We start from the raw sequence: 22348 nt of genomic DNA, 5'->3' as shown, positions 1-22348 counted from the left end.
CCTTACGGGCGTCAGACGCCCGTAAGGTGGCCTTAACGGCATGTCGGAACGGTCGGGAACTCAGCCCTGCTCGGCGATGTCCGCGAGCACCGCGGAGATCGTGCGGACCGGGACGCCGGTGCCGCCCTTGCCGGTGTAGCCCCACGGCGAACCGGTGTTGAACGACGGGCCCGCGATGTCGATGTGCGCCCAGGGCAGGCCCTCGGCGACGAACTCGCGCAGGAAGATCCCGGCCGCGAGCATGCCGCCCCAGCGGTGGCCGGTGACGTTGGCCAGGTCGGCCAGCCGCGAGTCGAGTTCGCCGCGCAGCTCCTCCGGCAGCGGCATGGCCCAGCCGCCCTCGCCGGTCTCCTGCGCGTGCTTCGCGACGCGGTCGCGGAACTCGTCCGAGCCCATGACCCCGGCGGTGCGGTTGCCCAGCGCGACCACCTGCGCGCCGGTCAGCGTCGAGGTCTCGATCAGGTAATCCGGGTTCTCCTCGGCGGCGCGCACCATCGCGTCGGCCAGCACGAGCCTGCCCTCGGCGTCGGTGTTGAGCACCTCGACGGTCTTGCCGCCGTACATGCGGAGCACGTCACCAGGCCGGTACGACGTCGCCGACGGCAGGTTTTCCGCCAGCGGGATGTGGGCGACGACCTCCAGCGGCTGCTTGAGCTTCGCCGCCAGCACGACCGAGGCGAGCACCCCGGCGGCACCGGACATGTCCGAGGTCATGTGGTCCATGTTCGCGGCGGGCTTGATCGAGATACCGCCCGAGTCGAACGTGATGCCCTTGCCGACCAGCGCGACCTTCTTGGCCGCCTTGGCGGGCTTGTAGGCGACGCGCACCAGGCGCGGCTGGCGCGAGGAGCCGCCGCCGACGCCGAGGATGCCGCCGAATCCCTTGCGCTTCAACGCCTTCTCGTCCAGCACCTCGAACTCGAGGCCGTTCGCCTCGGCCAGCTTCTGCGCGCGGGCGGCGAAGGAGGCCGGGAACAGGTCGTTCGGCGGGGTGTTGATCAGGTCGCGGGCGATGATGACCGCCTCGGCGGTCGCGGTCGCGGTCTTGAGCGTCGCCTTGTGGTCCTTCGCGGCGCCGTCGGCGGGGCTCGCGAAGTCCACTTTGGACACCGGGGCGTCGCCGGCCTCGGAGCGGTACTCGGTGAACACGTACGCGCCGAGCACGGTGCCCTCGACGGCGGCCCGCAGGTCCAGCTCGGAGAGCGTGACGAACGCGCGGTCGGTGCCGGCCAGCGCGCGGGCCGCGGCACCGGCGGCGCGGCGGACCTGCTCGGCGGTGACGGCACCGTCCGCGTCCGCCTTGCCGAGGCCGACCGCGAGCACGACCGACGGCGTCAGCTTCCCCAGCGTCGGCAGCTTGACGATCTCCTCGGCCTTCCCGCTCGCGCCGAGCGTGGCGAGGACCTCGGCGAGCTTGCCGTCGAACGCGCCGTCGGCGACCGAGGCGCCGGAAGCGAGCACCGGCCCGTCCTCGCCCTGCAGAGTGCCGACCACGACGACGTCCGCGCGCGTCTTGGCGAGGGCCCCTTCGGAATTCTCGGAGAGGGCGAGTTTGGGCACGGTCACGGTGTGGCTCCTCGTGCGGTCTTGTCGGTACCGGACGGTGGCCCGGTCGGATCGTGAGCCATGCTAATGACAAAGCGGCCCGGAACGGAAAGGGGTTCTCGTGCGCCTCGGTGGCGGATTGCCGCTCGCACTCGCCGTGGGGGCCGCGAGTGCCGGGTACTGGGTCCTCGCCGCGGTCGTGCTCGCCGTGCTCCTCGCCGGGCTCGCAGGGCGTCTGCCCCAGCTCGGCGAAGAGGGTCCCGAGCGGTACGTCGCCTGCTTCGCGCGGCTCGCCGCCGTGGTCGTGCAGGCGACAGCGTTCGGTGTCTACGCCGTTCCCGCGTACCCGGGTCTGGCCGCGGCCGCCCTTGTCGTCGTGGTCGCGGCCGCGGACTTCGCCGGAATCCGGCTGCCCGCGCCGCTGGCCCGCTGGGTGACGGTGGTGCTGCTGGTCGCGGCGCTCGTGCTGGTGGCGATATGCGTCGTGGTCGCGCCGGTCGGAGCCCGGCCCGGGATCGCTTCCCCCGGACTGCCCGGTGTTCTGGTGGCGCTGCTCGTGGTGTTCCCGCTGCTGCTGCCGCAGCGCACCGACCACGCCGGACGGCGGACGGCGGCGCTCGGCGTGGTCGCGCTCCTGGTCACCGCCGCGGCGCTGTACCAGCTCGGACCCGTCCGCCTCGGCCTTTCGGCGACGTCGATGCGGGATCTGCTCGCCGCCGCCGACGCCGGGACCCTGCAGCCGCTGCTCACCGTCGTGCTGGTGCTCGCGACTCTGCCCGCTTCGCTCGCCACGTTCACCGAAGCCCGTGAACGGATCGCCCCGAGGAGCGGTACGGCGGCGGTCGCGGCCGGGCTGCTCGCCGCGGCGGCCGCGGCGGTGGCCGGTCCGTTCGCCGCGCTGGTGGCCGCCGGCCTGGGAAGTGTAGTCGAGCTGCTACTGCGTGTGCGCGCGAGCAGGTACCGTGGACGACGTGTGTGATCTCCGCTGGCGCCCGGGACAGACGGTGGTGGAGCGCTTTCTGCGGCCCGACGGCAGTGTCGGGCAGCAGCATCCGCTGAGGGTGCTTTCCGACGACGGCCGCGTGCTGCTGGCCTGGCTCCCGGCGGGCACCGCGATCATGGCCAGCAGGCTCGCCGACGGGCGGCCCCTGCGCGAGGCGCCGTTGAGCGAGCGGTTCCGCATGCCCCGGACGTCCGTGCCGTCGATCTGGCACGAGACCTCGACACTGCGGCGCATCGCCGACGACGAGTGGTCCTCGGTGTGGTGGTTCTTCGACGCGGCGGGCGGTTTTCAGGGCTGGTACGTCAATCTGGAGGTACCGCTCGGGCGGACCGCGGCCGGCCCGGACCGCATGGACGGCATCCTCGACCTCGTCGTCACGCCGGACGGTGGCTGGCGGTGGAAGGACGAGGACGAGGCGGGCGCGGCGGTCGAGGCGGGCAGGCTCACCCCGGCCCAGCTGGACCGGCTGCGCGCGGAGGGGGAGCGGGTCGGCGGGCTGGTCGAGCGCGGGGCCTACCCCTTCGACGGGACCGGCACCGACTTCCGCCCGGAGCCCGGCTGGCCGGCGCCCCTGCTGCCCGGCTAACCCGCGAGGAGGAAGAGCGCGAGGGCGAGGACGGCGTTCACCACCAGCAGGATGACCACCGAGCGGGTCCTCAGCTCCCGCGGGATGACCTTGCCGTGGATCTTCGCCCACCACCAGATGCCGAATCCGGCGGCCACCAGGCCGAGGAAACCGCCGAAACCACTGCTGAGCAGGGCCCAGCCGACCATGCCGAGCAGACCGGCGCCGAAGGTCAGCAGGACCGCGGTGGCGAACGTCTTGACGTCCGTGCCCGCACCGGGGGACTTGGTCTTCGCGGGCTGCGCGGGGTGGTAGGTCACGTCGTCATCCTAGGCTGTCTCCCGGCGGTGTGCCGCGAGTTCCGGCGAACCGGCGAAAGGCCGGACTTCCGACTAACGCCCGTCCGACTAAGAGCTATTGTCTAACCATGACGACCACGACGCAGTTCTCGCATGTCCCACACCCGAATCCCGCGAGTGCGGACCGCGTCGCGGAAGTATTGGCGAACCCCGGCTTCGGGACGCATTTCACCGACCACATGGTCACTGTGAAATGGACCGCCGAGAAGGGCTGGCACGACGCCACCGTCGGCCCGTACACGCCGTTCACGCTCGACCCGGCGACGTCGGTGCTGCACTACGGCCAGGCGATCTTCGAGGGCCTCAAGGCCTACCGTCAGCCCGACGGTTCGATCGCCGCGTTCCGGCCCGACGCGAACGCCGAGCGGTTCCAGCATTCGGCCGAACGGCTCGCGATGCCGAAGCTGCCCGAGGACATCTTCATCGAGTCGATCCGCGAGCTGCTCGCGGTGGACGACCGCTGGGTGCCCACGAAACAGGGCGAATCGCTCTACCTGCGCCCGTTCATGATCTCGACCGAGGCCGGTCTCGGCGTGAACAGGCCCGCGAACGAATACGTGTACGCGCTCATCGCGTCCCCGGCGGGTTCGTACTTCGCCAGTGGAGTGAAGCCGGTCAGTGTGTGGCTGTCCACCGAGTACGTCCGCGCGGCGCCCGGTGGCACCGGGTTCGCGAAGTGCGCCGGGAACTACGCGGCGTCGTTCGTCGCGCAGGCGCAGGCCGTGGAGCAGGGCTGCGACCAGGTGGTCTGGCTGGACGCGGTGGAGCGGCGCTGGGTCGAGGAGATGGGCGGGATGAACCTGTTCTTCGTCTTCGGCTCCGGCTCGGACGCGCGGGTGGTGACGCCCGAGCTGACCGGTTCGCTGCTGCCCGGCGTGACCAGGAAGTCGTTGCTGCAGCTGGCTTCCTCGCTCGGCTACGCGGTCGAGGAGCGGCGTATCTCCACCGACGAGTGGGAGAAGGAGGCCGCGTCCGGCGCGCTCACCGAGGTGTTCGCCTGCGGTACGGCCGCGGTGATCACGCCGGTCGGGCACGTGAAGCACGCGGGCGGGCAGTTCTCGATCGCGGGCGGGAAGCCGGGCGAGCTGACCATGAAGCTGCGTGAGCTGCTCACCGGCATTCAGGAGGGCACGCATTCGGCGCCCGAGGGCTGGATGCTCAAGATGTCCTGATCCGGGCTTTTCCGGGGCCGTCTCGAGGGTTTTCCTTCGGGGCGGCCCCTTTTGGTGCTTGAGTGTCCTTTGTGGACGGCTGGTGTGCTGAAGGGCGCCTTCGGTGCGCTCGATGCACTGAAGGCGCCCTTCAGTGCATCCAACGCACTGAAAGCGTCCTTCAGCACCCGGCCTGTCCCGGCCCGCCGCGAACGACGCGTTGGGGACGTTCAACGTCTCGTACGCGTCGTTGGGGACACCACGCCAGCGGTGCTGCCCGCGGTTGTCCACACACCCTCCGCGTTGTGGACAACCTCCGCCCGAAACCGGCGAAAACGCAGTTCTGTCGTACCCCGCCGGTAGAATGGATGTCGGGGTCGCCCCCGGAGAGGGTGGGGGACACCCCCACGTAGCGAAGGGGCGCGTCAGGAGGCAGGGGCCGGGACCAGGGGGCCGCTGACGCCGGACTGGTCGTGGGTGGCCATCTCCGCCAGTACGCGGGCCGCCATCGCCAGCAGGGGCAGGGCCGCCACCGCGCCGGTGCCCTCGCCGAGCCGGACGTCGAGGTCCAGCAGCGCGCCGAGGTCGAGGTGTTCCAGCGCGAGCGCGTGCGCCGGTTCGCCGGTCAGCTGCCCGGCGACCCACCAGCGGCGGGCACCCGGCGCCAGCTCCTCGGCGACCAGTGCCGCCGCGGTCACCACGAGCCCGTCGAGCACGACCGGGGTCCGGCGCACGGCGGCCTGGGCCAGGAAGCCCGCCATCGCCGCGATGTCCGCGCCCGCGGTGGTCCGCAGCAACGCGACCGGGTCGGCCAGCACCGCGCGGGCCCGCCGGAGCGCGTCCCGGACCGCGGCCGCCTTGCGCATCCACGTCGTGTCGTCGATGCCGGAGCCGCGGCCGACCACCGCCACCGGCTCGCTGCCGGTCAGCGCCGCGACCAGCACCGACGCCGGAGTGCTGTTGCCGATCCCGAGATCCCCCGCGACGAGCAGATCCGCGCCGCCGTCGACCTCGGCGTCGGCGATCCGCATACCCGCCCGCACCGCGGCGAGCACCTCGTCGCCGGTGAGCGCGTCCTCGACGTCGATCGAGCCCGAGCCGCGCCGCACCTTGAACTCGCTGACCGCGCGCATCGCCGACGTCTCGGTGTCGACGGCCATGTCGACCACCCGCACGCTGGCGCCCGCCGCCGCGGCCAGCACGTTGATGGCGGCGCCGCCGGTGAGCATCGTGCCCAGCAGCTGGGCGGTGACCTCGGCGGGATAGGCCGAGACACCCTTCGCCGCGATGCCGTGGTCCCCGGCGAACACGACCACGCGCGGCCGGGAGAACGGGCGGGGCGGGGACTGGCCCTGGCAGGCCGCGATCCACACGCCGAGATCCTCGAGCCTGCCCAGCGATCCGGCGGGCTTGATCAGATTGCCGTGCAGGGCGATCGCCGCCGATCGGGCGTGGTCGTCGGGGGCCTCGATCTCGGCGAACTCGATGGGAGTCTCCACGCTCGAAACACTAGCGCCCGCAGACCCATCGGGTCCTCGCCGGTGTGCCGGGGCCAGTAGGGTTCGCGCGTGCGGGAAAGTCTTCCAGCGCCCACCGCGGCCGGTGTCGTGCTGGCCAGCGGCGCGGGCACCAGGGTCGGCGCGAAGCTCAACAAGGTGTACCTGCCCTTGGCGGGCCGCCGGGTGGTCGCGTGGTCGCTCGACGCGTTCGCCAAGGTGGCCGAGGTCGGCGTGCTCGTGCTCGTCGTCCGGCCGCAGGACGAGGAACTGGCCGCCGAGGTCGTGGCCCGGCATCCAAAGCCGGTCGAGCTGGTGCACGGCGGCGACACCCGGCAGGCGTCCGAACTCAACGCGCTGCGCCATCTCGCGCCCCGCATCGCCGACGGCCGGATCGACGCGGTCCTCCTGCACGACGCCGCCCGCCCGCTGGTGACGGCGAAGCTGATCGAGGACGTCTTGACGCAGACCAGGGAGTACGGGGGAGCGGTGCCCGGTCTCGCCGCGGACGACGTCGTCGCGGTCTCCGGCGACGCGCTGTCCTCGCGCGTGCCGGGCGCGATCCGGGTCCAGACGCCGCAGGGCTTCCGCGCCGCGCCGCTGCTGGCGGCCTACGAACAGGCCGAGCGGGAAGAGTTTCTCGGCACGGACACGTCTTCGTGCATGGAGCGGTTCTCCGCGCTGCCGGTGCGCTGGGTGCCCGGCAGCGCGGAGAACCTCAAGATCACCTACCCGCACGACCTCGTGGTCGCGGACCGGGTGATCACGGGCTCTGGGTGAGGGTCGGATCGCGCTCGACGACGCCGTCGAGGGCTTCGTCGATCGCGGTCAGCAGGTCGGCCTCCAGCTTCACCCCGGCCGCCTTGACGTTCTCGTGCACCTGCTCCGGGCGCGAGGCGCCGACGATCGCCGAGGCGACGTTCGGGTTCTGCAGCACCCACGCCACCGCCAGCTTGGCCATGCTGAGCCCGGCGTCGGTCGCGAGCGACTCCAGCTTCGTGACGCGCGTGAGCACGTCGTCGTTGAGGAACCGTGCGATCATCCGCGCGCCGTTCTCATCGGTCGCGCGGGACCCCACCGGCGGCGCCTGACCGGGCTTGTACTTCCCGGTCAGCACACCCTGCGCGATCGGCGACCAGACGATCTGGCTCAGCCCCTCCCGCTCGGCGGCGGGCACGACCTGCGGCTCGATGACCCGCCACAGCATGTTGTACTGCGGCTGGCTGGAGATGAGCGGGATCTTCAGCTCACGGGCGAGCGCCGCGCCCCGGGTGATCTGCTCCGCCGTCCACTCCGAGACGCCGATGTAGAGCACCTTGCCCTGGCGGACCAGGTCCGCGAACGCGCCGAACGTCTCCTCCAGCGGCACCGTGCGGTCGAACCGGTGCGCTTGGTACAGGTCGACGTAGTCCGTGCCGAGCCGCTTCAGGGAGGCGTGCGCCGACTCCATGATGTGCTTGCGGCCCAGCCCCTTGTCGTTCGGGCCGCCGGGCCCGGTCGGCCAGAAGACCTTGGTGAAGATCTCCAGGCTCTCCCGCCGCTGCCCCTTGAGACCACGTCCGAGCACCGACTCCGCCGCCGTGTTGGCGTACACGTCGGCCGTGTCGAAGGTGGTGATGCCCGCGTCGAGCGCGGCCTTGATGCAGGCCTGTGCCTGCTCCTCCTCGACCTGTGACGAACGCAGGTCAGTTCGGGATCGGGTCGCCCGGCTTGAGCCGCGGCTTGGGCACGCGCAGCTTGCGGATCTGGCTGGCGCGGACGAACGCGTACCAGCCGACGGTGCGGCCGTTGATGGTCTCCTTCGGGAACCGTTCCCTGGCCAGCTTCGCGATCTTGCGGCCGTTGACGAAGCCCTCGATCGCCATCACCAGCAGCATCGCGGTGCACAGCAGCGTGACGTACTGCTGCGCGGCGGGGTAGGGCACGAGCAGGGCCACGAACACGAGGATGGCCAGCGGCATGAACAGCCCGAGCAGGTTGCGCCGCGAGTCCACCAGGTCCCGGACGTAGGCCTTGACCGGCCCGCGGTCACGGGGCAGCAGGTACTTGTCCTCGCCCGCCATCATCCGGTCCCGGCGTTCCTTGGCGGCGGAGCGGCGCTCCTCCTTGCTGACCGGGTTGGCCTTGCGCAGTTCCTTGTTGCGCTTCATCGCCTCGCGCATGGTGGTCGGCGGCGGGGCCACCGGGCCACGCCGCTTGCCCTCCGCTTCGCGCCGCTTCGGGGTGGCCTTGCCCTTGCCGGGCGTGTAGGCCTTCCCCTGGACGTCGACGGCGTCCGCCTCGACCGACTCGGCTTCGGTGGCGGGGGTGTCAGCAGAGCTGCGGCGCAGGAACCTCACCTCACCAGGGTATTGCAGGCGTCACGGCGCCGTTCACCAGGTCGATCGATGTGCGACCATGGAGGGGAACAGATCGGGACCCTGCCGTGTTGTACGTAGTGCACCAGGAGTACCCGCAGGAAGTTCGACCAAGAGGGAGTGCCATGACGACCGCTGAGCAGACCGGCGCTGGTACCGCCGAGGAGACCCACGGCGTGACGTTGACCGACGCCGCGGCCGCCAAGGCGAAGGCGCTGCTCGAGCAGGAGGGCCGCGACGACATGCACCTGCGCATCGCCGTTCAGCCCGGCGGCTGCGCGGGCCTGCGCTACCAGCTGTTCTTCGACGAGCGCGAGCTCGACGGCGACCTGTTCCGCGACTTCGACGGCCTGCGTGTGGCCGTCGACCGGATGAGCGCGCCGTACGTGTCCGAGGCCGTGATCGACTTCGTCGACTCGATCGAGAAGCAGGGCTTCACGATCGACAACCCGAACGCGACCGGGAGCTGCGCCTGCGGCGACTCGTTCCACTGACGCGCCGCGCCTGCCGACAACGGAGAAGGGCCGTTACTCCACGGGGAGTAACGGCCCTTCTCCGTTGTTGTGCGATGTCTGCGGTCAGACGTACGCGTCGAGTTCGGCGACCTGCGCGTGGCACGCGTCGTCGACGGTCCATGGCGGCGCCGCTTCGCGTGGCAGCGGCAGGTTCTCGGCTTGGAGGGCGGCCGGGATGTGGGCGCAGTCGGAGATCAGTTCGCCGATGGTTTCCGGTTCCGGGACGACGTTCGGGGCGTTCACGTCGGTCACGCTATTGATCCGCACTCCAGCCGGAAAGCAGTACCAGCCGGTAGTGTCGTCTGGTGCGCGCGAATTACCCGTACGGGTTACGACTCACGGGTAACTTGCGTCCCCAGCCGAGGTCGAGGAACAAGAGGAGTACCGGTGGCAGACAAGGCCAGGATCGCGGTGTCCGGCAGTATCGCAACCGACCATCTGATGCACTTCCCCGGCAGGTTCGCCGAGCAACTCGTCGCCGAGCAGCTGCACCGGGTCTCACTGAGCTTCCTCGCCGATGATCTGGTCGTCCGGCGCGGCGGGATCGGCGCCAACATCGCCTTCGGTCTCGGCGTGCTCGGGGTGCGGCCGGTGCTCGTGGGCGCGGTGGGCGCCGACTTCGCCGACTACCGATCCTGGCTCGAGCGCCACGGCGTCGACACCTCCGGCGTGCTCGTCTCCGAGGTCGCGCACACCGCGCGGTTCGTCTGCACCACCGACCAGGACCTGTGCCAGATCGCCACGTTCTACGCCGGCGCGATGGCGGAGTCGCGCAACATCGAACTGCAGCCGATCGCCGAACGCGCCGGCGCGCTGAGCCTGGTGCTGATCAGCCCGGACGACCCCGACGGCATGATCCGCCACGCCGAGGAATGCCGTCAGCGCGGCTACGACTTCGCCGTCGACCCCTCGCAGCAGCTCGCCAGGATGGACGGCGAGCAGGCCCGCGGGTTCGTCGCCGGGGCGAAGTACCTGTTCAGCAACGACTACGAATGGGAACTGCTGCTGCAGAAGACCGGCTGGACCGAGGCCGACGTGCTCGGCCAGGTCGGGATGCGGATCACCACGCTGGGCGAGAAGGGCGTCGAGATCGTCGGCAAGGACGGTGTTTCGCTGACCATCGGCGCGGTGCCGGAGCGGGCGAAGGTCGACCCGACCGGTGTCGGCGACGGCTTCCGCGCGGGCTTCCTCGCCGGTCTCGACGGAGGCCTCGACGTCGAGCGGTCCGCGCAGCTCGGCTCGCTGGTCGCGGTGCTCGTACTGGAGACCGTCGGGCCCCAGGAATGGACCTTCGACCGCGCCGACGCGCTGGCCCGCATCGGCGAGGCCTTCGGCCCGGCTGCCGCCGACGAGATCGCCCCCGTCCTGCCCGCCGTCTGACCCGCTGTCCGCGCGGTTCAAGACGCCGTCAAGGCCACCTTACGGGCGCCAGACGCCCGTAAGGTGGCCTTGACGGCAGGCCGGGACCCTAGAGCTTGACGGGGTAGACAGGCTCGGGGATCTCGGGCTTGATGCGGTGCTCGACGAAGATCCCGTGCCAGATCATGAACACCAGCAGCGCCCAGATCTGCCTGCTGCGGTCGAACTGCCCGGCCTTGTGCTCCTCCAGCAGCGCCAGCACGGCGTTCTTGTCGAGCAGCGCGTCGGTCTTCGAGTCCGCGATGATCCCGCGTGCCCAGTCGTACATCTCGTCCCGCAGCCAGTGCCGGATCGGCACCGGGAAGCCCAGCTTCTTCCGGTTGATCACGTGCGGCGGGATGATCTTCGTCAACGCCTTGCGCAGCGCGTACTTCGTGGTACCGCCCGCCAGCTTCTGGTCGAGCGGGATGCTCGCGGCGACCTTGAACACCTCGGCGTCGAGGAACGGCACCCGCAGCTCCAGCGAGTTCGCCATGGTCACCTTGTCCGCCTTGACCAGGATGTCGCCGCGCAGCCAGGTGAACAGGTCGACGTGCTGCATCCGCGCGACCGGGTCCCAGCCCTTCGACTCGCGGTACCAGGGCGCGGTGACGTCCATGAAGCCGATGCCCTCGGCGAAGTCCGGCAGCACCGCGCGCAGCTGCTCGTCGCGGAAGTTGCGCGCGTTGCCGTAGTAGCGCTCCTCCAGCGTCAGCGCGCCACGGCGCAGCAGGTCCTTGCCGCGTGTGCCCTCGGGGATCTTCGTGGAAACCTTGCCGAGCAGCTTCCGCACACCGCCGGGGATCTTCTCGAACGGCGCCAGCGACAGCGGTTCGCCGTAGATCGTGTAGCCGCCGAACAACTCGTCCGCGCCTTCACCGGACAGCACCGCCTTGACGTGCTTGCGGGCCTCGCGGGCGATGAACCACAGCGGCACCAGCGCCGGGTCGGCCACCGGGTCGTCGAGGTACCAGACGATGAGCGGCAGCGTTTCCATCATCTCGTCCGCCGACACGATGCGGACCACGTGCTCGACGCCGATCGCCGCGGCCGACTCGGCGGCGACGTCCACCTCGGAGTAGCCCTCGCGCTCGAACCCGCTGGTGAACGCGATGAGGTTCGGGTTGTGCTCCTTGGCCAGCGTCGCGGTCGCGGTCGAGTCGATCCCGCCGGAGAGGAAGGCGCCGACCGTGACGTCCGGGTCGGAGATCATGTGCTTGGAAACCGAGTCGCGCATCACATCGGCGATGCGCTCGTACAGCGCTTCGGCCTCGGCCTCGCTGTTCACGGGCTTCACGGTGAACTGCGGGTGGAAGTACCGGGTGAACTTCACCTCACCGCCGGGCTTCAGGCGGAACGACGTGCCGGACTCGACGCGGCGGATCCCGGTGTGCAGCGACTCGGGCTCGGGCACGTACTGCAGGACGAGGTAGTGCTGCAGGGCCGTCCGGTCCAGCTCCTCGGCGACGCCGAGCGTGTCCGACAGCTCCAGCAGGGACTTCTTCTCGCTGGAGAACGCGATCCCGCCCGGTCCGGCGGAATAGAACAGCGGCTTGATGCCGAACGGGTCGCGCGCGCCGAAGACCACCTTCTCCTGCGAGTCCCAGATCAGGAAGGCGAACATGCCGCGCAGCTTCTCGACCGCGGCCTCGCCGAGGTAGTGGTACGCCGCGACGATCGCCTCGCCGTCGCCCTCGGTGCCGAACTTCGCGCCGTGCTCCTCGGTCAGCTCTTTTCGCAGCTCGAGGTAGTTGTAGATCTCGCCGTTGAAGTTCAGCGTGTAGCGCGCCGGAGCCTCCGGCGGGCCCCAGACCAGCGGCTGGTGCGCGTGCTCGACGTCGATGAAGGCGAGCCGGTTGAAGCCGTAGACGACCTCGGCATCGGCCCAGGTGTCCTGCTCGTCCGGGCCGCGGTGGCGCTGGCAGCGCATCGCCGCGCCGACGGCGTCACGGGCGTTCGCCGCGTCGGTCTCGGTGGCGCAGATCAGTCCAAGCAGGCCGCACACGTGTACTCACACACCTCTGGTCGTGGCCGGGGTCTGGGAAGGGCCCAGTATGCCGCGCGCCACCGGTACCCGGCCGTGGTGGGTGACACGTGTGTCACGCGTACCCCTTGGGCGGCGGGATCCGCCAACTCGGCTAGGCTCCGCCTGTCACGAAGATCGGTCGAGGAGGCTCTGGGTGAAAGGGCGAGGCGCAGTGGGAAATCCAGGGCGCACCCCGGTGGGTAAGCGGGTCGGCCGCGTCGCCGCGCTGGTGGTGCTGGTCGCGCTGACCGCGACGGGCTGCTCGGGCGACGAGATCCTGCGGTTCGGCTGGCCGGTGGGTGTCACCCCGCAGGCGAACGACATGCGGTGGCTGTGGACCTGGACCGTGATCGCCGCGCTGGTGGTCGGTGTCATCGTGTGGGCGCTGATCTTCTGGACCGCGACCTTCCACCGCAAGAAGAAGACGGCCCCTGGCGAGGAAGAGGAGCTGCCCCGCCAGTTCCAGTACAACATCCCGCTGGAGCTGTTCACGGTCGTCGTCCCGACGATCATGGTCTGCGTGCTGTTCTTCTTCACCGCGACGACCGAGAGCAGGGTTCTGGACAAGAAGCCGAACCCGGACGTCACCGTGGACGTGATCGCCTTCCAGTGGAACTGGGAGTTCAAGTACGAGGGCGACAAGGCCAAGCGCGCCGACGGCGGCCAGGTCAGCACGGTCGGCTCGTCCGGCGAGATCCCGCTGCTGGTGCTGCCGACGAACAAGACGATCGAGTACAAGCTGCGCTCGACCGACGTCATCCACTCGTTCTGGGTCCCCGAGTTCCACTTCAAGCGGGACGTCATGCCGGACCCGGAGAAGAACAACCAGGACTTCTCCTTCCAGAACTCCATCGACCGCGAAGGCTCCTTCGTCGGCCGGTGCGCGGAGCTGTGCGGCACGTACCACTCGGTGATGAACTTCGAGGTCCGCGCGCTGTCGCCGGACAAGTACGACCGGTACATCCAGCTGCGCACGCAGACGAACCCGAAGACCGGCAAGCCGAACACCGCGTCCGAGGCGCTGTCGGCGATGAACTGCGGCGAGCTGTGCAGCCCGTACGCGGTCACCACCAAGCCGTTCAACACCGACCGCACCGCCCGTACCGCGTCCAACTGACCCGGTCCGAAGCTTCGAAAGGAAACGTCCATGAAGGTCGAAGCGCGGATCTTCGACATCGTCGCGGGCTTTGCCTTCGTCGTGGCCGTCATCTACGGGTTCATGACCCACTACATGAGCGGCTACGGCACCGAACCGGTCGGCGTGGTCGCCCTGATCCTGACCGGCGGGCTCGCCCTGCTGGCCGGGAGCTACCTGCGGTTCGTCTCCCGGCGGATCGAGGCACGCCCGGAGGACCGGGAGGACGCGGAGATCAGCGACGGTGCCGGCGAGCTGGGCTTCTTCAGCCCGGGCAGCTACTGGCCGATCGGCCTGGCCGCCTCGGCGGCGCTCGGCGGCCTCGCGCTCGCGTTCTTCCACGTCTGGCTCCTCGTCATCGCCATCGTCGCGCTGCTGATCACGATCGGCGGACTGGTGTTCGAATACCACACGGGTCCGAACCACGAGTGACGTTCACCGCGGTCCTGGTGGTGCGGCGCGGAGCGAGCGCCGCCGCCAGGACCGCGAGCATGCCCAGCAGCTCCGGCCAGCTGGGCCGGTGCCCGTAGGCCGCGACGTCCACAAGCACCGCGACCACGGGATACACGTAGGACAGCAGGGCGACCGTGGTCGTCGGAAGTTTCCCGATGCTGGCGTAGATCAGCACGTACATCAGTGCCGTGTGCACGGTGCCCAGCAGCACCAGCCACAGTAGGCCGGACGTCGTCGACGGCAGCGGCGTCAGCAGCAACGCGGGCGCGAGCAGGACAGCGCCGACCGCGCACTGGACCGCCGCCAGCAGATGCGGCCGGATGTGCGTGAGCTGCTTGGCCACGAAGGACGCTCCCGCGTAGAGCAGGGCCGCGCCGAGTGCCAGCCCGATTCCCGCCAGCCGCACGGGTTTCCCGTCCTCGCCGTGCGCGGACAGGGAGATCACCGCGACCCCGCCGAACGCGATGCCCGCCCGGACGAGGTGGTTCTTCGTCACCTTCTCGCCGAGGAACGCCGCGGCGAGACCGACCAGGATCAGCGGCTGGGTGTGGTAGACGACGGTGCTGACGGAGATCGACGACAGCGCGTACGAGGCGAACAGCAGCACCCAGTTGCCGACGAGGAAGACGCCGCCCAGCACCGCGAGCAGGAAATCGCGGCGGGTGGGCCGCCAGGTGTGCAGCCAGCCGCGCGCGGCGGACCACAGGAGCAGCAGGACGCCGCCGACGAGGCAGCGCGCGAACGCCACGGCAGGGGCCGCCGCGCCGCTTTCCAGCACGACCGCGCCGATGGTGCCGGACAGGGCCATCGCCGCCGACCACTGGAGAAGTGGCCGGGTTTCGGGGGAGAGGTTCGTCATGGCGTCCACCTTCGCCTGGCGGATCGCGAGCGACCAGTGTCAGAAATGACATCGGGCGCAAAACTTGTGACATCCTGGCCGGGTGGATGTGAACCGTGTCGCGGTCGTGCTCGCCGACCAGGTGTCGCCGTTCGAACTCGGGGTCGCCTGCGAGGTGTTCGGCACCGACCGCAGTGCGTCCGGAATGGACGGTTGGGACTTCGCGGTCTGTGCTCCGGAGGGCGCGGAAGTTCATAGCTGGTCCGGTTTCGGGCTCACCGGTTTGTCCTCTTTGGACTACGCGACGAGCGCGGATCTGCTCATCGTGCCCACCTGCGCGCCGCGGACCGCGCCGCCGCCGGAGCCGGTGCTCGACGTCCTGCGGGACGCGGCCGCGCGCGGGGCGTGGGTGGCGGGATTCTGCGCGGGAGTGTTCACCCTGGGCTACGCGGGCCTGCTCGACGGCCGGCGCTGCACCGTGCACTGGGTGTACGAGGCCGAGTTCCGCGAGCGGTTTCCCACGGCCGAGGTCGACCCCCAAGCACTGTATGTGGACGACGACGGCGTCCTGACCAGCGCGGGCACCGTGGCCGCGGTGGACCTGTGCCTGCACCTGGTGCGACGGCTGCGCGGGGTCGCGGCCGCGACGGCGCTGGCGCGGCGCATGGTGGCCGCACCCCACCGGACGGGCGGTCAGGCACAGTTCGTCGAAGCGCCCGTCCCGGCGACGGCCGCGCCGGACGACTCCGTCGTCGCGGAGGCACTGGAGTGGGTCGAGCGACGGCTCGATCAGCCGTTCACCGTCGCGGAACTGGCGCGGCGCAGCGGCCTCGGCGAGCGGACGTTCCTGCGGCGCTTCTCGGCGGCCACCGGGACGACGCCGCACCGCTGGCTGACCGAGCGGCGGCTCGACCGCGCGCAGGCGCTGCTGGAGGAGGGACGGCTGTCGGTCGAGGACATCGCGGTGGCCTGCGGATACGCCTCGGCCGCCGCGCTGCGGCACCAGTTCACCCGGCTGCGCTCGACGACGCCGACGGCCTACCGCGCCGCCTTCCGCGGCTGAAGGGGACTTTCCTCGCATGGGATGCGAGGAAAGTCCCCTTCAGCACAGCGCGCGGAATATGTCCGATGTGGACGGTCGGGTCAGGAGCGGGCCTTGGCGGAGAAGGTGATCCAGCGGTCCAGCAGGGCCGCGGCGGCGCCGGTGTCGATGGCCTCGGCACCGCGGGCCAGCCCGGCGGCGATGTCGTCCTCGAGCGAGCCGGTGAAGCCGGTGAACGCGGCGAGCGCGGCGGCGGCGTTGATCAGCACGGCGTCCCGTACCGGGCCGGTCTTGCCGTTGACGAGGTCGCGGACGACGCGTGCGTTGGCCTCGGCGTCGCCCCCGCGCAGGTCCTCGGTCGTGGCACGGGGGATCCCGACCGCGGCCGGGTCGAAGGCACGCTCGGTCACCTGGCCGCCCGAGACGACCCACACCGAGGACGTCGTGGTGGTGGTGATCTCGTCGAGACCGTCGTCACCCCGCACGACCAGCACGGACGCGCCGCGGCGGGCGAAGACCTCGGCGAGTACCCGGGTCTTGTCCGGATAGGCGCAGCCGATCAGCGCGCTTTCCGGCTGTGCCGGGTTGGTCAGCGGGCCGAGCAGGTTGAACGTCGTGGGCACGCCGAGCTGGCTTCGCACCGGGCCCGCGTGCCGCAGCGCCGGGTGGAACGCCGGGGCGAAACAGAACCCGATGCCCACTTCGGCGAGGCTCTGCCGGACACCCTCGGGCGGCAGGTCGATCGCGACGCCGAGCGACTCCAGCACGTCGGCGGCGCCCGACTTCGACGAGGCGCTGCGGTTGCCGTGCTTGACCACCGGCGCGCCCGCGGCGGCCGTGACGAGCGTCGCCATCGTGGAGATGTTCACCGAGTTCGACCGGTCACCGCCGGTGCCGACGATGTCCACCGCCGGGCCCTCGATCCGCACCCGGTGCGCGTGCGCCAGCATCGCCTCGGCCATACCGGAGATCTCGGCCGGGGTCTCGCCCTTGGCCCGCAGGGCGACGGCGAACCCGGCGATCTGCGCGGGCGTGGCGGCACCGGACATGATCTGGTCCATCGCCCACGCGGTGTCGTCCTCGGTGAGGTCGGTGCGCGCGATCAGCTGGTTGAGCAGCAAAGGCCAGGTGCGGGGGACAGGGGTGTCGCTCATGAGGGGGGTCAGCCGTTGACGGCGGGCACCCGGCGCGCGCGCAGCACGTCGGCCACCGTCTCCGCGGCGGTCAGCGGGTCGAGCGGGTGCACGAGGACGGCGTCCGCGCGCGACCACGTCGCCAGCCAGCGGTCGTCCTTGCGCCGCACGGAGATCACCACGGGCGGACAGTCGGTGATCTCGCTCTTGAGCTGGCGGCACAGCCCGATGCCGCCGGTCGGCTGCGCCTCGCCGTCCAGGATGGCCAGGTCGACCTCGCCGGCGTCCATCTCGCTGAGCACGTCCGCGATCCCGGAGACCTCGACGTAGTCCACCCGCCCGAGGTCGGCGGCGGGGCGGCGGCCGATCGCGTTGACGATCGCCTCGCGTACCTCCGCCTTGTGGCTGAACACCAGGATCCGCATAGTCGGCACGCCTCCAGCTCGTCTCGTCACCGTGGACCCCGCGATCGTATCCGGCATGACCGACATCACGCGGGCGCGGTCGGCGACTCACCCGGTTGCCGGGCGTCCCAGCCCAGCGAGTCGCCGCCGAGCCGCTGGGCCAGCCCCGCCATCCGTGAGCGTTCCTGCGCGCAGTGCAGCGCGTCGAGGACCTGGACACGCTGTGCCTCGACCCGGACGACGCCGTCGGTTTCGGACCGTTCGCGCAGGTCCCAGCCGTCCTGGGCGAGGATCGACGCCGCGTCGGCGACCCGCTCACGAGGCAGGGTGAGATGGTGCCGCAACACCGCCTGCGCGTCGGGTACCCAGCCGGGTGAACGGGCGAGCACGGCGGAGTCCGCCTCGGCCGGGTCGAAGGCCTCCGCGACGATCTCCAGCCCGGGCGTGTCCGGGGTCAGCGCGGGGCTTTCCCGCTTTCCCAGCAGGTCACGCAGCACGTTCAGGAAACTCATGAGTAGCTCTCACCTTCGGCGGGGGTCGATGTGATCGGATCCGCACGCGACCCGCCGCGGACCCGAAGGGCGGGGTGCCGGTGCGAGAGGACATAATGCGACGCGTGACAACGGCAGCTCCCACCATCAGTCAGCGGGTCCACTCGCTGAACCGGCCGAACATGGTCAGTGTCGGCACCATCGTGTGGCTGTCCAGCGAGCTGATGTTCTTCGCCGGACTGTTCGCGATGTTCTTCACCGTCAAGGCGCAGAACTCCTCCGGCCACTGGCCGCCGCCGCTGCACGGTGAGCCCTTCCACCTCAACGTCGGGTACGCGATCCCGTTCACGGTGATCCTCGTGCTGTCCTCGTTGACCTGCCAGTTCGGCGTGTTCGCCGCCGAGCGTGGCGACGTCTTCGGGCTGCGCCGCTGGTACATCGTCACGTTGATCATGGGCGCGATCTTCGTCGGCGGCCAGGGCAACGAGTACCTGAACCTGATCGACGAGGGGCTGACGATCCCGTCGGGCCCGTTCGGCACGGTGTTCTACCTGGCGACCGGGTTCCACGGCCTGCACGTGATCGGCGGTCTCATCGCCTTCGTGTACCTGCTCATCAGGACCAAGCTGAGCAAGTTCACGCCGGCGCAGGCCACCTCCGCGATCGTCGTGTCGTACTACTGGCATTTCGTCGACATCGTGTGGGTCGGCCTCTTCGCGGTGATCTACATCATTCCCTGATCCCGCTCCGCCGCCACCACGTTCACTATCGGCCTGAACTGACAGCAAGGGTTGCCGCAAGATGACCACCAGCAAGAAGTCCTCGGAGCGCCGCTACCGCGCGCGGTCGAAGCTGCGGAGGCGGTTCGCCGGCCTGCTCGCACTCGGTGTCGCGCTGGTGGGAGCGGGCGCGCTGTACGCCGTGTTCGCCCCCGAGCCGCAGACCGCGACAGCGCAGGGCGACCCGGCCCTGCTGCGCCAGGGCGAGCAGGTCTACAACAACACCTGCATCGAGTGCCACGGCGCGAACCTCGAGGGTGTCAAGGACCGCGGCCCGAGCCTGATCGGCATCGGCGACGCCGCGGTCTACTTCCAGACCTCGTCGGGCCGCATGCCCGCCGTCCGCCAGGAGGCGCAGGCCGCGCGGAAGCCGCCGAAGCTGTCGGAGAGCGAGATCGACGCGGTCGGCGCCTACATCCAGGCGCACGGCGGCGGTGTCCAGCGCCCCGCGGAACGCGGTGAGGCGCTGCGCGGCAGCGACCCGGCGCGCGGTGGCGAGCTGTTCCGCCTCAACTGCGCGTCCTGCCACAACTTCACCGGCCGCGGCGGTGCCCTCTCGGCGGGCAAGTACGCGCCGAACCTGGACCCGGCCACCGAAGAGCAGATCTACGACGCGATGCTCACGGGGCCGCAGAACATGCCGAAGTTCTCCGACCGGCAGCTCTCGCCGGAGGAGAAGAAGGACATCGTGGCCTACGTCAAGTCCGTGTCCGACGGCAACAACAACCCTGGCGGTAACAGCCTCGGCGGGTTCGGCCCCGCATCCGAGGGCCTGATCGCCTTCATCGTCGGGATCGCCGCGCTGGTCGGCGTGACGTTGTGGATTGGATCGAAGGCATGAGTGCCGAGGAGGGGCCGAAGCCGCCGACGGAGGCGGAACTGGCTGAAATGGACCGCGACCAGCTGCTCGAGCTGGGCGGCAAGCTGGACGGCGTCGAGATCATCGACTACCCGGAGCCGTGGCCGGTCAAGGGGACCCGCGCCGAGCGCAGGGCCGAGCGCCTGGTGGCGTTCTGGTTCGTGCTCTCCGCGCTGGCCGGGCTGGCGTTCGTGGTCTCGCTCATCTGGTGGCCGTGGCAGTACAAGGAACCCAACGACGAGCACGCCGCGTTCCTCTACAGCCTGTACACGCCGTTCCTCGGGATCACGCTCGGTGTCGCGATCCTCGGGCTCGGCATCGGTGTGCTGCTCTACACCAAGAAGTTCATCCCGGCCGAGACCACGGTCCAGGAGCGCGGCGACGGCGGGTCGAAGGAGATCGACAAGGCGACGATCCTCGCCCAGCTCGCCGACGCCGGGAACCGCAGCACCATCGCCCGCCGCTCGCTGATCAAGCGGGCCGCCGGCGCGGGTGCCGGTGCGCTGGGCCTGGCGGCCGCGGCGCTGCCGGTGGCGTCCTTCATCAAGGACCCGTGGAAGAACTCCGACAACAAGGACTCGCTGTGGCACACCGGCTGGCAGCCGGCGCACCCCGGTGAGAAGGTCTACCTGCGCCGCAACACCGGCAAGCCCGAGGAGATCGTGCTGGTCAAGGCCGAGGACCTCGACGCGGGCGCGATGGAGACGGTGTTCCCGTTCCGCGAGTCCGAGCGGCACGACGAGCACGCGCTGTCCCAGGCGTTCAAGCGCTCGGACAACCCGGTCATGCTGATCCGCCTGCGCCCGACCGACGCCGCCCGCGTGGTCAAGCGCGAGGGCCAGGAGGACTTCAACTTCGGTGACCTGTACGCGTACACGAAGATCTGCAGCCACGTCGGCTGCCCGACTTCGCTGTACGAGCAGCGGACCAACCGGATCCTCTGCCCGTGCCACCAGTCCCAGTTCGACGCGCTCCACTACGGCAAGCCGATTTTCGGTCCGGCGACCAGGCCGCTTGCCCAGCTGCCCATCACAGTGGACGATCAGGGTTACCTGTACGCGCGCGGTGACTTCATCGAGCCGGTCGGGCCGGCATTTTGGGAGCGCAAGTCATGAGTTCACTGACCACGCCGACGAAGGGCACGAGCCTGCTCGAGCAGAAGGTGGGCGAAGCGGCGAAGAACGCCGACGACCGCTTTCACATGGCCAAGGGCCTGCGGCACCAGTTCAACAAGGTGTTCCCGACCCACTGGTCCTTCCTGCTGGGCGAGATCGCGCTCTACAGCTTCATCATCCTGCTGCTCTCGGGTGTCTACCTGACGCTGTTCTTCGACCCCTCCATGCAGGAGGTCGTCTACCACGGCAGCTTCAAGAACCTGCAGGGCGTCGAGATGTCCCGCGCGTTCGCCACGACGCTGGACATCTCCTTCGACGTCCGCGGCGGGCTGTTCGTGCGGCAGCTGCACCACTGGGCCGCGCTGATCTTCGTCGCCTCGATGATGGTCCACATGCTCCGGATCTTCTTCACCGGCGCGTTCCGACGCCCGCGTGAGGCGAACTGGATGATCGGTGGCCTGCTGCTGATCCTGGGCATGTTCGAGGGCTTCTTCGGCTACTCGCTGCCGGACGACCTGCTCTCGGGCACCGGTATCCGCGCGACGCTGTCGGGCATCGTGCTGTCGGTGCCGGTGATGGGCACCTGGCTGCACTGGGCGCTGTTCGGCGGGGAGTTCCCCGGCGACGTGATCATCCCGCGCCTGTACACGATCCACATCCTGCTGCTGCCGGGCATCATGCTCGCGCTGGTCGGCGCGCACCTGGCGCTGGTCTGGTACCAGAAGCACACGCAGTTCCCCGGTGTGCGCCGCAAGGAGACCAACGTCGTCGGCGTCCGCATCCTGCCGGTGTTCGCGCTCAAGGGCGGTGCGTTCTTCGCGCTGGTCGTCGGTGTGCTCGCGCTGATGTCGGGCATCTTCCAGATCAACCCGATCTGGAACATCGGCCCGTACAACCCGGCGCAGGTGTCCGCGGGTTCGCAGCCGGACTGGTACATGGCATGGGCCGACGGCATGCTGCGGATCTGGCCCGCGTGGGAGGTCTACCTCGGGAAGTACACGATCCCGGCGGTGTTCTTCCCCGGCGCCATCGGGATGCCGCTGCTGATCGGCCTGTTGCTGGCGTATCCGATCATCGAGCGGAAGCTGTCGAAGGACAACGCGCACCACAACCTGCTGCAGCGGCCGCGGGACACCCCGGTCCGCACCGCGCTGGGCATGATGGCGCTCGGTTTCTTCATGGTCATCGAGCTGTCCGGGTTCAACGACATCATCGCCGACCAGTTCGACATCTCGCTGAACGCCACGACGTGGGCGGGCCGGATCGGCGTCCTGATCGTGCCGCCGATCGCCTACTACGTGACGTACCGGATCTGCCTCGGCCTGCAGCGGGCCGACCGCGAGGTGCTCGAGCACGGTGTCGAGACCGGCATCATCAAGCGGCTGCCGCACGGTGAGTTCATCGAGATCCACCAGCCGCTGGGCGGTGTGGACGACCACGGCCACGCGATCCCGCTGGAGTACCAGGGCGCGTCGGTGCCGAAGAAGATGAACAAGCTCGGGTCCGCGGGACACGCCGTCCCCGGCTCGATCTGGTCGCCGGACCCGGCGGAGGAGTCCGCGGCCCTGGACCGGGCCCGCGGCAACGGCCACGGTGCGCACGAACTGGAGTCCTCGGAGTCCTCGAAGACCCCCGGTCACTGATTCGCCGGAACTGCCGTTAAGGCCACCTTGCGGGCGTCAGA

23 protein-coding genes and 1 pseudogene are annotated in these 22348 nt (G+C 70.0%); 13 read left to right on the top strand and 11 right to left on the bottom strand.

Annotated features, from left to right (window positions below; genetic code table 11):
- Nucleotides 1-60: 60 nt before the first annotated feature.
- Nucleotides 61-1566 (bottom strand): leucyl aminopeptidase, encoded by a 1506-nt coding sequence (locus ACFW0G_RS43530; RefSeq protein ID WP_378331433.1) that lies wholly within the window; start codon nt 1564-1566, stop codon nt 61-63.
- A gap of 100 nt (nt 1567-1666) precedes the next feature.
- Between ACFW0G_RS43530 and ACFW0G_RS43525 the strand changes: the two genes are divergently transcribed.
- A complete protein-coding gene (locus tag ACFW0G_RS43525) occupies nt 1667-2524 on the top strand; it encodes a sulfatase (RefSeq protein WP_378331432.1) in 858 nt (285 codons plus the stop codon).
- Nucleotides 2517-3134 (top strand): DUF402 domain-containing protein, encoded by a 618-nt coding sequence (locus ACFW0G_RS43520; RefSeq protein ID WP_378331435.1) that lies wholly within the window; start codon nt 2517-2519, stop codon nt 3132-3134. The genes ACFW0G_RS43525 and ACFW0G_RS43520 overlap by 8 nt, the downstream gene beginning before the upstream one ends.
- On the opposite strand, the gene ACFW0G_RS43515 is transcribed toward ACFW0G_RS43520, so the two are convergent.
- A complete protein-coding gene (locus ACFW0G_RS43515) occupies nt 3131-3433 on the bottom strand; it encodes a hypothetical protein (protein ID WP_378331431.1) in 303 nt (100 codons plus the stop codon). The two genes, ACFW0G_RS43520 and ACFW0G_RS43515, sit on opposite strands and share 4 nt — an antisense overlap.
- A gap of 107 nt (nt 3434-3540) precedes the next feature.
- Here ACFW0G_RS43515 and ACFW0G_RS43510 point away from each other — a divergent pair, with 107 nt between their 5' ends.
- Complete coding sequence (locus tag ACFW0G_RS43510) at nt 3541-4644, top strand: branched-chain amino acid aminotransferase (RefSeq protein WP_378331430.1); 1104 nt, start codon at nt 3541-3543, stop codon at nt 4642-4644.
- Between the two features lie 404 nt (nt 4645-5048).
- On the opposite strand, the gene cobT is transcribed toward ACFW0G_RS43510, so the two are convergent.
- Nucleotides 5049-6122, bottom strand: a complete 1074-nt coding sequence (cobT, locus tag ACFW0G_RS43505; protein WP_378331429.1) for a nicotinate-nucleotide--dimethylbenzimidazole phosphoribosyltransferase — start codon at nt 6120-6122, stop codon at nt 5049-5051.
- A 69-nt stretch (nt 6123-6191) separates the two neighbouring features.
- Here cobT and ACFW0G_RS43500 point away from each other — a divergent pair, with 69 nt between their 5' ends.
- Complete coding sequence (locus tag ACFW0G_RS43500; protein ID WP_378331428.1) at nt 6192-6899, top strand: 2-C-methyl-D-erythritol 4-phosphate cytidylyltransferase; 708 nt, start codon at nt 6192-6194, stop codon at nt 6897-6899.
- On the opposite strand, the pseudogene ACFW0G_RS43495 reads toward ACFW0G_RS43500, so the two are convergent.
- Both ACFW0G_RS43495 and ACFW0G_RS43490 read right to left on the bottom strand, forming a co-directional pair.
- Nucleotides 6883-7794 (bottom strand): annotated as a pseudogene (locus ACFW0G_RS43495) (aldo/keto reductase family protein); the annotation flags it as partial. The gene ACFW0G_RS43500 and the pseudogene ACFW0G_RS43495 overlap by 17 nt on opposite strands.
- 10 nt (nt 7795-7804) lie before the next feature.
- Nucleotides 7805-8458, bottom strand: coding sequence for a DUF3043 domain-containing protein (locus tag ACFW0G_RS43490; protein ID WP_378331427.1), 654 nt, complete (start codon nt 8456-8458; stop codon nt 7805-7807).
- A 143-nt stretch (nt 8459-8601) separates the two neighbouring features.
- Here ACFW0G_RS43490 and ACFW0G_RS43485 point away from each other — a divergent pair, with 143 nt between their 5' ends.
- Nucleotides 8602-8970: an iron-sulfur cluster assembly accessory protein gene (locus tag ACFW0G_RS43485; protein WP_345403340.1), complete on the top strand. Its 369-nt coding sequence runs from the start codon at nt 8602-8604 to the stop codon at nt 8968-8970.
- Between the two features lie 84 nt (nt 8971-9054).
- Here the strand turns inward: ACFW0G_RS43485 and ACFW0G_RS43480 are convergent, their stop codons facing one another.
- On the bottom strand, nt 9055-9234 hold the full coding sequence (locus tag ACFW0G_RS43480; protein WP_378331426.1) for a hypothetical protein: 180 nt from the start codon (nt 9232-9234) through the stop codon (nt 9055-9057).
- Nucleotides 9235-9378: 144 nt separating this feature from the next.
- Here ACFW0G_RS43480 and ACFW0G_RS43475 point away from each other — a divergent pair, with 144 nt between their 5' ends.
- On the top strand, nt 9379-10371 hold the full coding sequence (locus tag ACFW0G_RS43475; protein ID WP_378331425.1) for a carbohydrate kinase family protein: 993 nt from the start codon (nt 9379-9381) through the stop codon (nt 10369-10371).
- A gap of 88 nt (nt 10372-10459) precedes the next feature.
- Here the strand turns inward: ACFW0G_RS43475 and asnB are convergent, their stop codons facing one another.
- A complete protein-coding gene (asnB, locus tag ACFW0G_RS43470) occupies nt 10460-12394 on the bottom strand; it encodes an asparagine synthase (glutamine-hydrolyzing) (RefSeq protein WP_378331424.1) in 1935 nt (644 codons plus the stop codon).
- Nucleotides 12395-12587: 193 nt separating this feature from the next.
- On the opposite strand from asnB, the gene ACFW0G_RS43465 reads away from it, so the two are divergent.
- Nucleotides 12588-13532 carry a cytochrome c oxidase subunit II gene (locus ACFW0G_RS43465; RefSeq protein ID WP_378331423.1) on the top strand — a complete coding sequence of 315 codons (945 nt, stop codon included), beginning with the start codon at nt 12588-12590 and terminating at the stop codon, nt 13530-13532.
- A gap of 30 nt (nt 13533-13562) precedes the next feature.
- Entirely contained in the window at nt 13563-13982 is a 420-nt protein-coding gene (locus tag ACFW0G_RS43460) for a cytochrome c oxidase subunit 4 (protein WP_378331422.1), read from the top strand.
- On the opposite strand, the gene ACFW0G_RS43455 is transcribed toward ACFW0G_RS43460, so the two are convergent.
- Entirely contained in the window at nt 13930-14862 is a 933-nt protein-coding gene (locus ACFW0G_RS43455) for a DMT family transporter (RefSeq protein ID WP_378331421.1), read from the bottom strand. The genes ACFW0G_RS43460 and ACFW0G_RS43455 overlap by 53 nt on opposite strands.
- An 82-nt stretch (nt 14863-14944) precedes the next feature.
- On the opposite strand from ACFW0G_RS43455, the gene ACFW0G_RS43450 reads away from it, so the two are divergent.
- Nucleotides 14945-15904: a GlxA family transcriptional regulator gene (locus ACFW0G_RS43450; RefSeq protein ID WP_378331420.1), complete on the top strand. Its 960-nt coding sequence runs from the start codon at nt 14945-14947 to the stop codon at nt 15902-15904.
- Nucleotides 15905-15984: 80 nt separating this feature from the next.
- Here the strand turns inward: ACFW0G_RS43450 and trpD are convergent, their stop codons facing one another.
- The 3 genes from trpD to ACFW0G_RS43435 all read right to left on the bottom strand — a co-directional run bounded on the left by trpD (nt 15985) and on the right by ACFW0G_RS43435 (nt 17932).
- Nucleotides 15985-17037 (bottom strand): anthranilate phosphoribosyltransferase, encoded by a 1053-nt coding sequence (gene trpD, locus ACFW0G_RS43445; RefSeq protein WP_378331419.1) that lies wholly within the window; start codon nt 17035-17037, stop codon nt 15985-15987.
- A gap of 8 nt (nt 17038-17045) precedes the next feature.
- Nucleotides 17046-17441 carry a hypothetical protein gene (locus tag ACFW0G_RS43440; RefSeq protein ID WP_378331434.1) on the bottom strand — a complete coding sequence of 132 codons (396 nt, stop codon included), beginning with the start codon at nt 17439-17441 and terminating at the stop codon, nt 17046-17048.
- A 65-nt stretch (nt 17442-17506) separates the two neighbouring features.
- Entirely contained in the window at nt 17507-17932 is a 426-nt protein-coding gene (locus ACFW0G_RS43435; protein WP_378331418.1) for a ribonuclease E inhibitor RraB, read from the bottom strand.
- A 95-nt stretch (nt 17933-18027) separates the two neighbouring features.
- Between ACFW0G_RS43435 and ACFW0G_RS43430 the strand changes: the two genes are divergently transcribed.
- The 4 genes from ACFW0G_RS43430 (at nt 18028) to ACFW0G_RS43415 (ending at nt 22307) form a co-directional block, all read left to right on the top strand.
- Nucleotides 18028-18651, top strand: a complete 624-nt coding sequence (locus tag ACFW0G_RS43430; protein WP_378331417.1) for a heme-copper oxidase subunit III — start codon at nt 18028-18030, stop codon at nt 18649-18651.
- 61 nt (nt 18652-18712) lie between these two features.
- Nucleotides 18713-19531 carry a c-type cytochrome gene (locus ACFW0G_RS43425; RefSeq protein ID WP_378331416.1) on the top strand — a complete coding sequence of 273 codons (819 nt, stop codon included), beginning with the start codon at nt 18713-18715 and terminating at the stop codon, nt 19529-19531.
- Complete coding sequence (locus ACFW0G_RS43420) at nt 19528-20664, top strand: ubiquinol-cytochrome c reductase iron-sulfur subunit (protein ID WP_378331415.1); 1137 nt, start codon at nt 19528-19530, stop codon at nt 20662-20664. The genes ACFW0G_RS43425 and ACFW0G_RS43420 overlap by 4 nt, the downstream gene beginning before the upstream one ends.
- Nucleotides 20661-22307 carry a cytochrome bc complex cytochrome b subunit gene (locus ACFW0G_RS43415; RefSeq protein WP_378331414.1) on the top strand — a complete coding sequence of 549 codons (1647 nt, stop codon included), beginning with the start codon at nt 20661-20663 and terminating at the stop codon, nt 22305-22307. The genes ACFW0G_RS43420 and ACFW0G_RS43415 overlap by 4 nt, the downstream gene beginning before the upstream one ends.
- Nucleotides 22308-22348 lie beyond the last annotated feature (41 nt).

The organism is Amycolatopsis sp. NPDC058986 (assembly GCF_042741125.1).
GTDB lineage: Bacteria > Actinomycetota > Actinomycetes > Mycobacteriales > Pseudonocardiaceae > Amycolatopsis.
This window is presented reverse-complemented; position numbering and strand designations above follow the sequence as displayed.

Coding starts and splice junctions, on each gene's coding strand:
- ACFW0G_RS43420 (WP_378331415.1), top strand. CDS start 19,528: ATGAGTGCCGAGGAGGGGCCGAAGCCGCCGACGGAGGCGGAACTGGCT.
- ACFW0G_RS43510 (WP_378331430.1), top strand. CDS start 3,541: ATGACGACCACGACGCAGTTCTCGCATGTCCCACACCCGAATCCCGCG.
- ACFW0G_RS43455 (WP_378331421.1), bottom strand. CDS start 14,862: ATGACGAACCTCTCCCCCGAAACCCGGCCACTTCTCCAGTGGTCGGCG.
- ACFW0G_RS43435 (WP_378331418.1), bottom strand. CDS start 17,932: ATGAGTTTCCTGAACGTGCTGCGTGACCTGCTGGGAAAGCGGGAAAGC.
- trpD (WP_378331419.1), bottom strand. CDS start 17,037: ATGAGCGACACCCCTGTCCCCCGCACCTGGCCTTTGCTGCTCAACCAG.
- ACFW0G_RS43425 (WP_378331416.1), top strand. CDS start 18,713: ATGACCACCAGCAAGAAGTCCTCGGAGCGCCGCTACCGCGCGCGGTCG.
- ACFW0G_RS43440 (WP_378331434.1), bottom strand. CDS start 17,441: ATGCGGATCCTGGTGTTCAGCCACAAGGCGGAGGTACGCGAGGCGATC.
- ACFW0G_RS43460 (WP_378331422.1), top strand. CDS start 13,563: ATGAAGGTCGAAGCGCGGATCTTCGACATCGTCGCGGGCTTTGCCTTC.
- ACFW0G_RS43415 (WP_378331414.1), top strand. CDS start 20,661: ATGAGTTCACTGACCACGCCGACGAAGGGCACGAGCCTGCTCGAGCAG.
- ACFW0G_RS43430 (WP_378331417.1), top strand. CDS start 18,028: ATGCGACGCGTGACAACGGCAGCTCCCACCATCAGTCAGCGGGTCCAC.
- ACFW0G_RS43485 (WP_345403340.1), top strand. CDS start 8,602: ATGACGACCGCTGAGCAGACCGGCGCTGGTACCGCCGAGGAGACCCAC.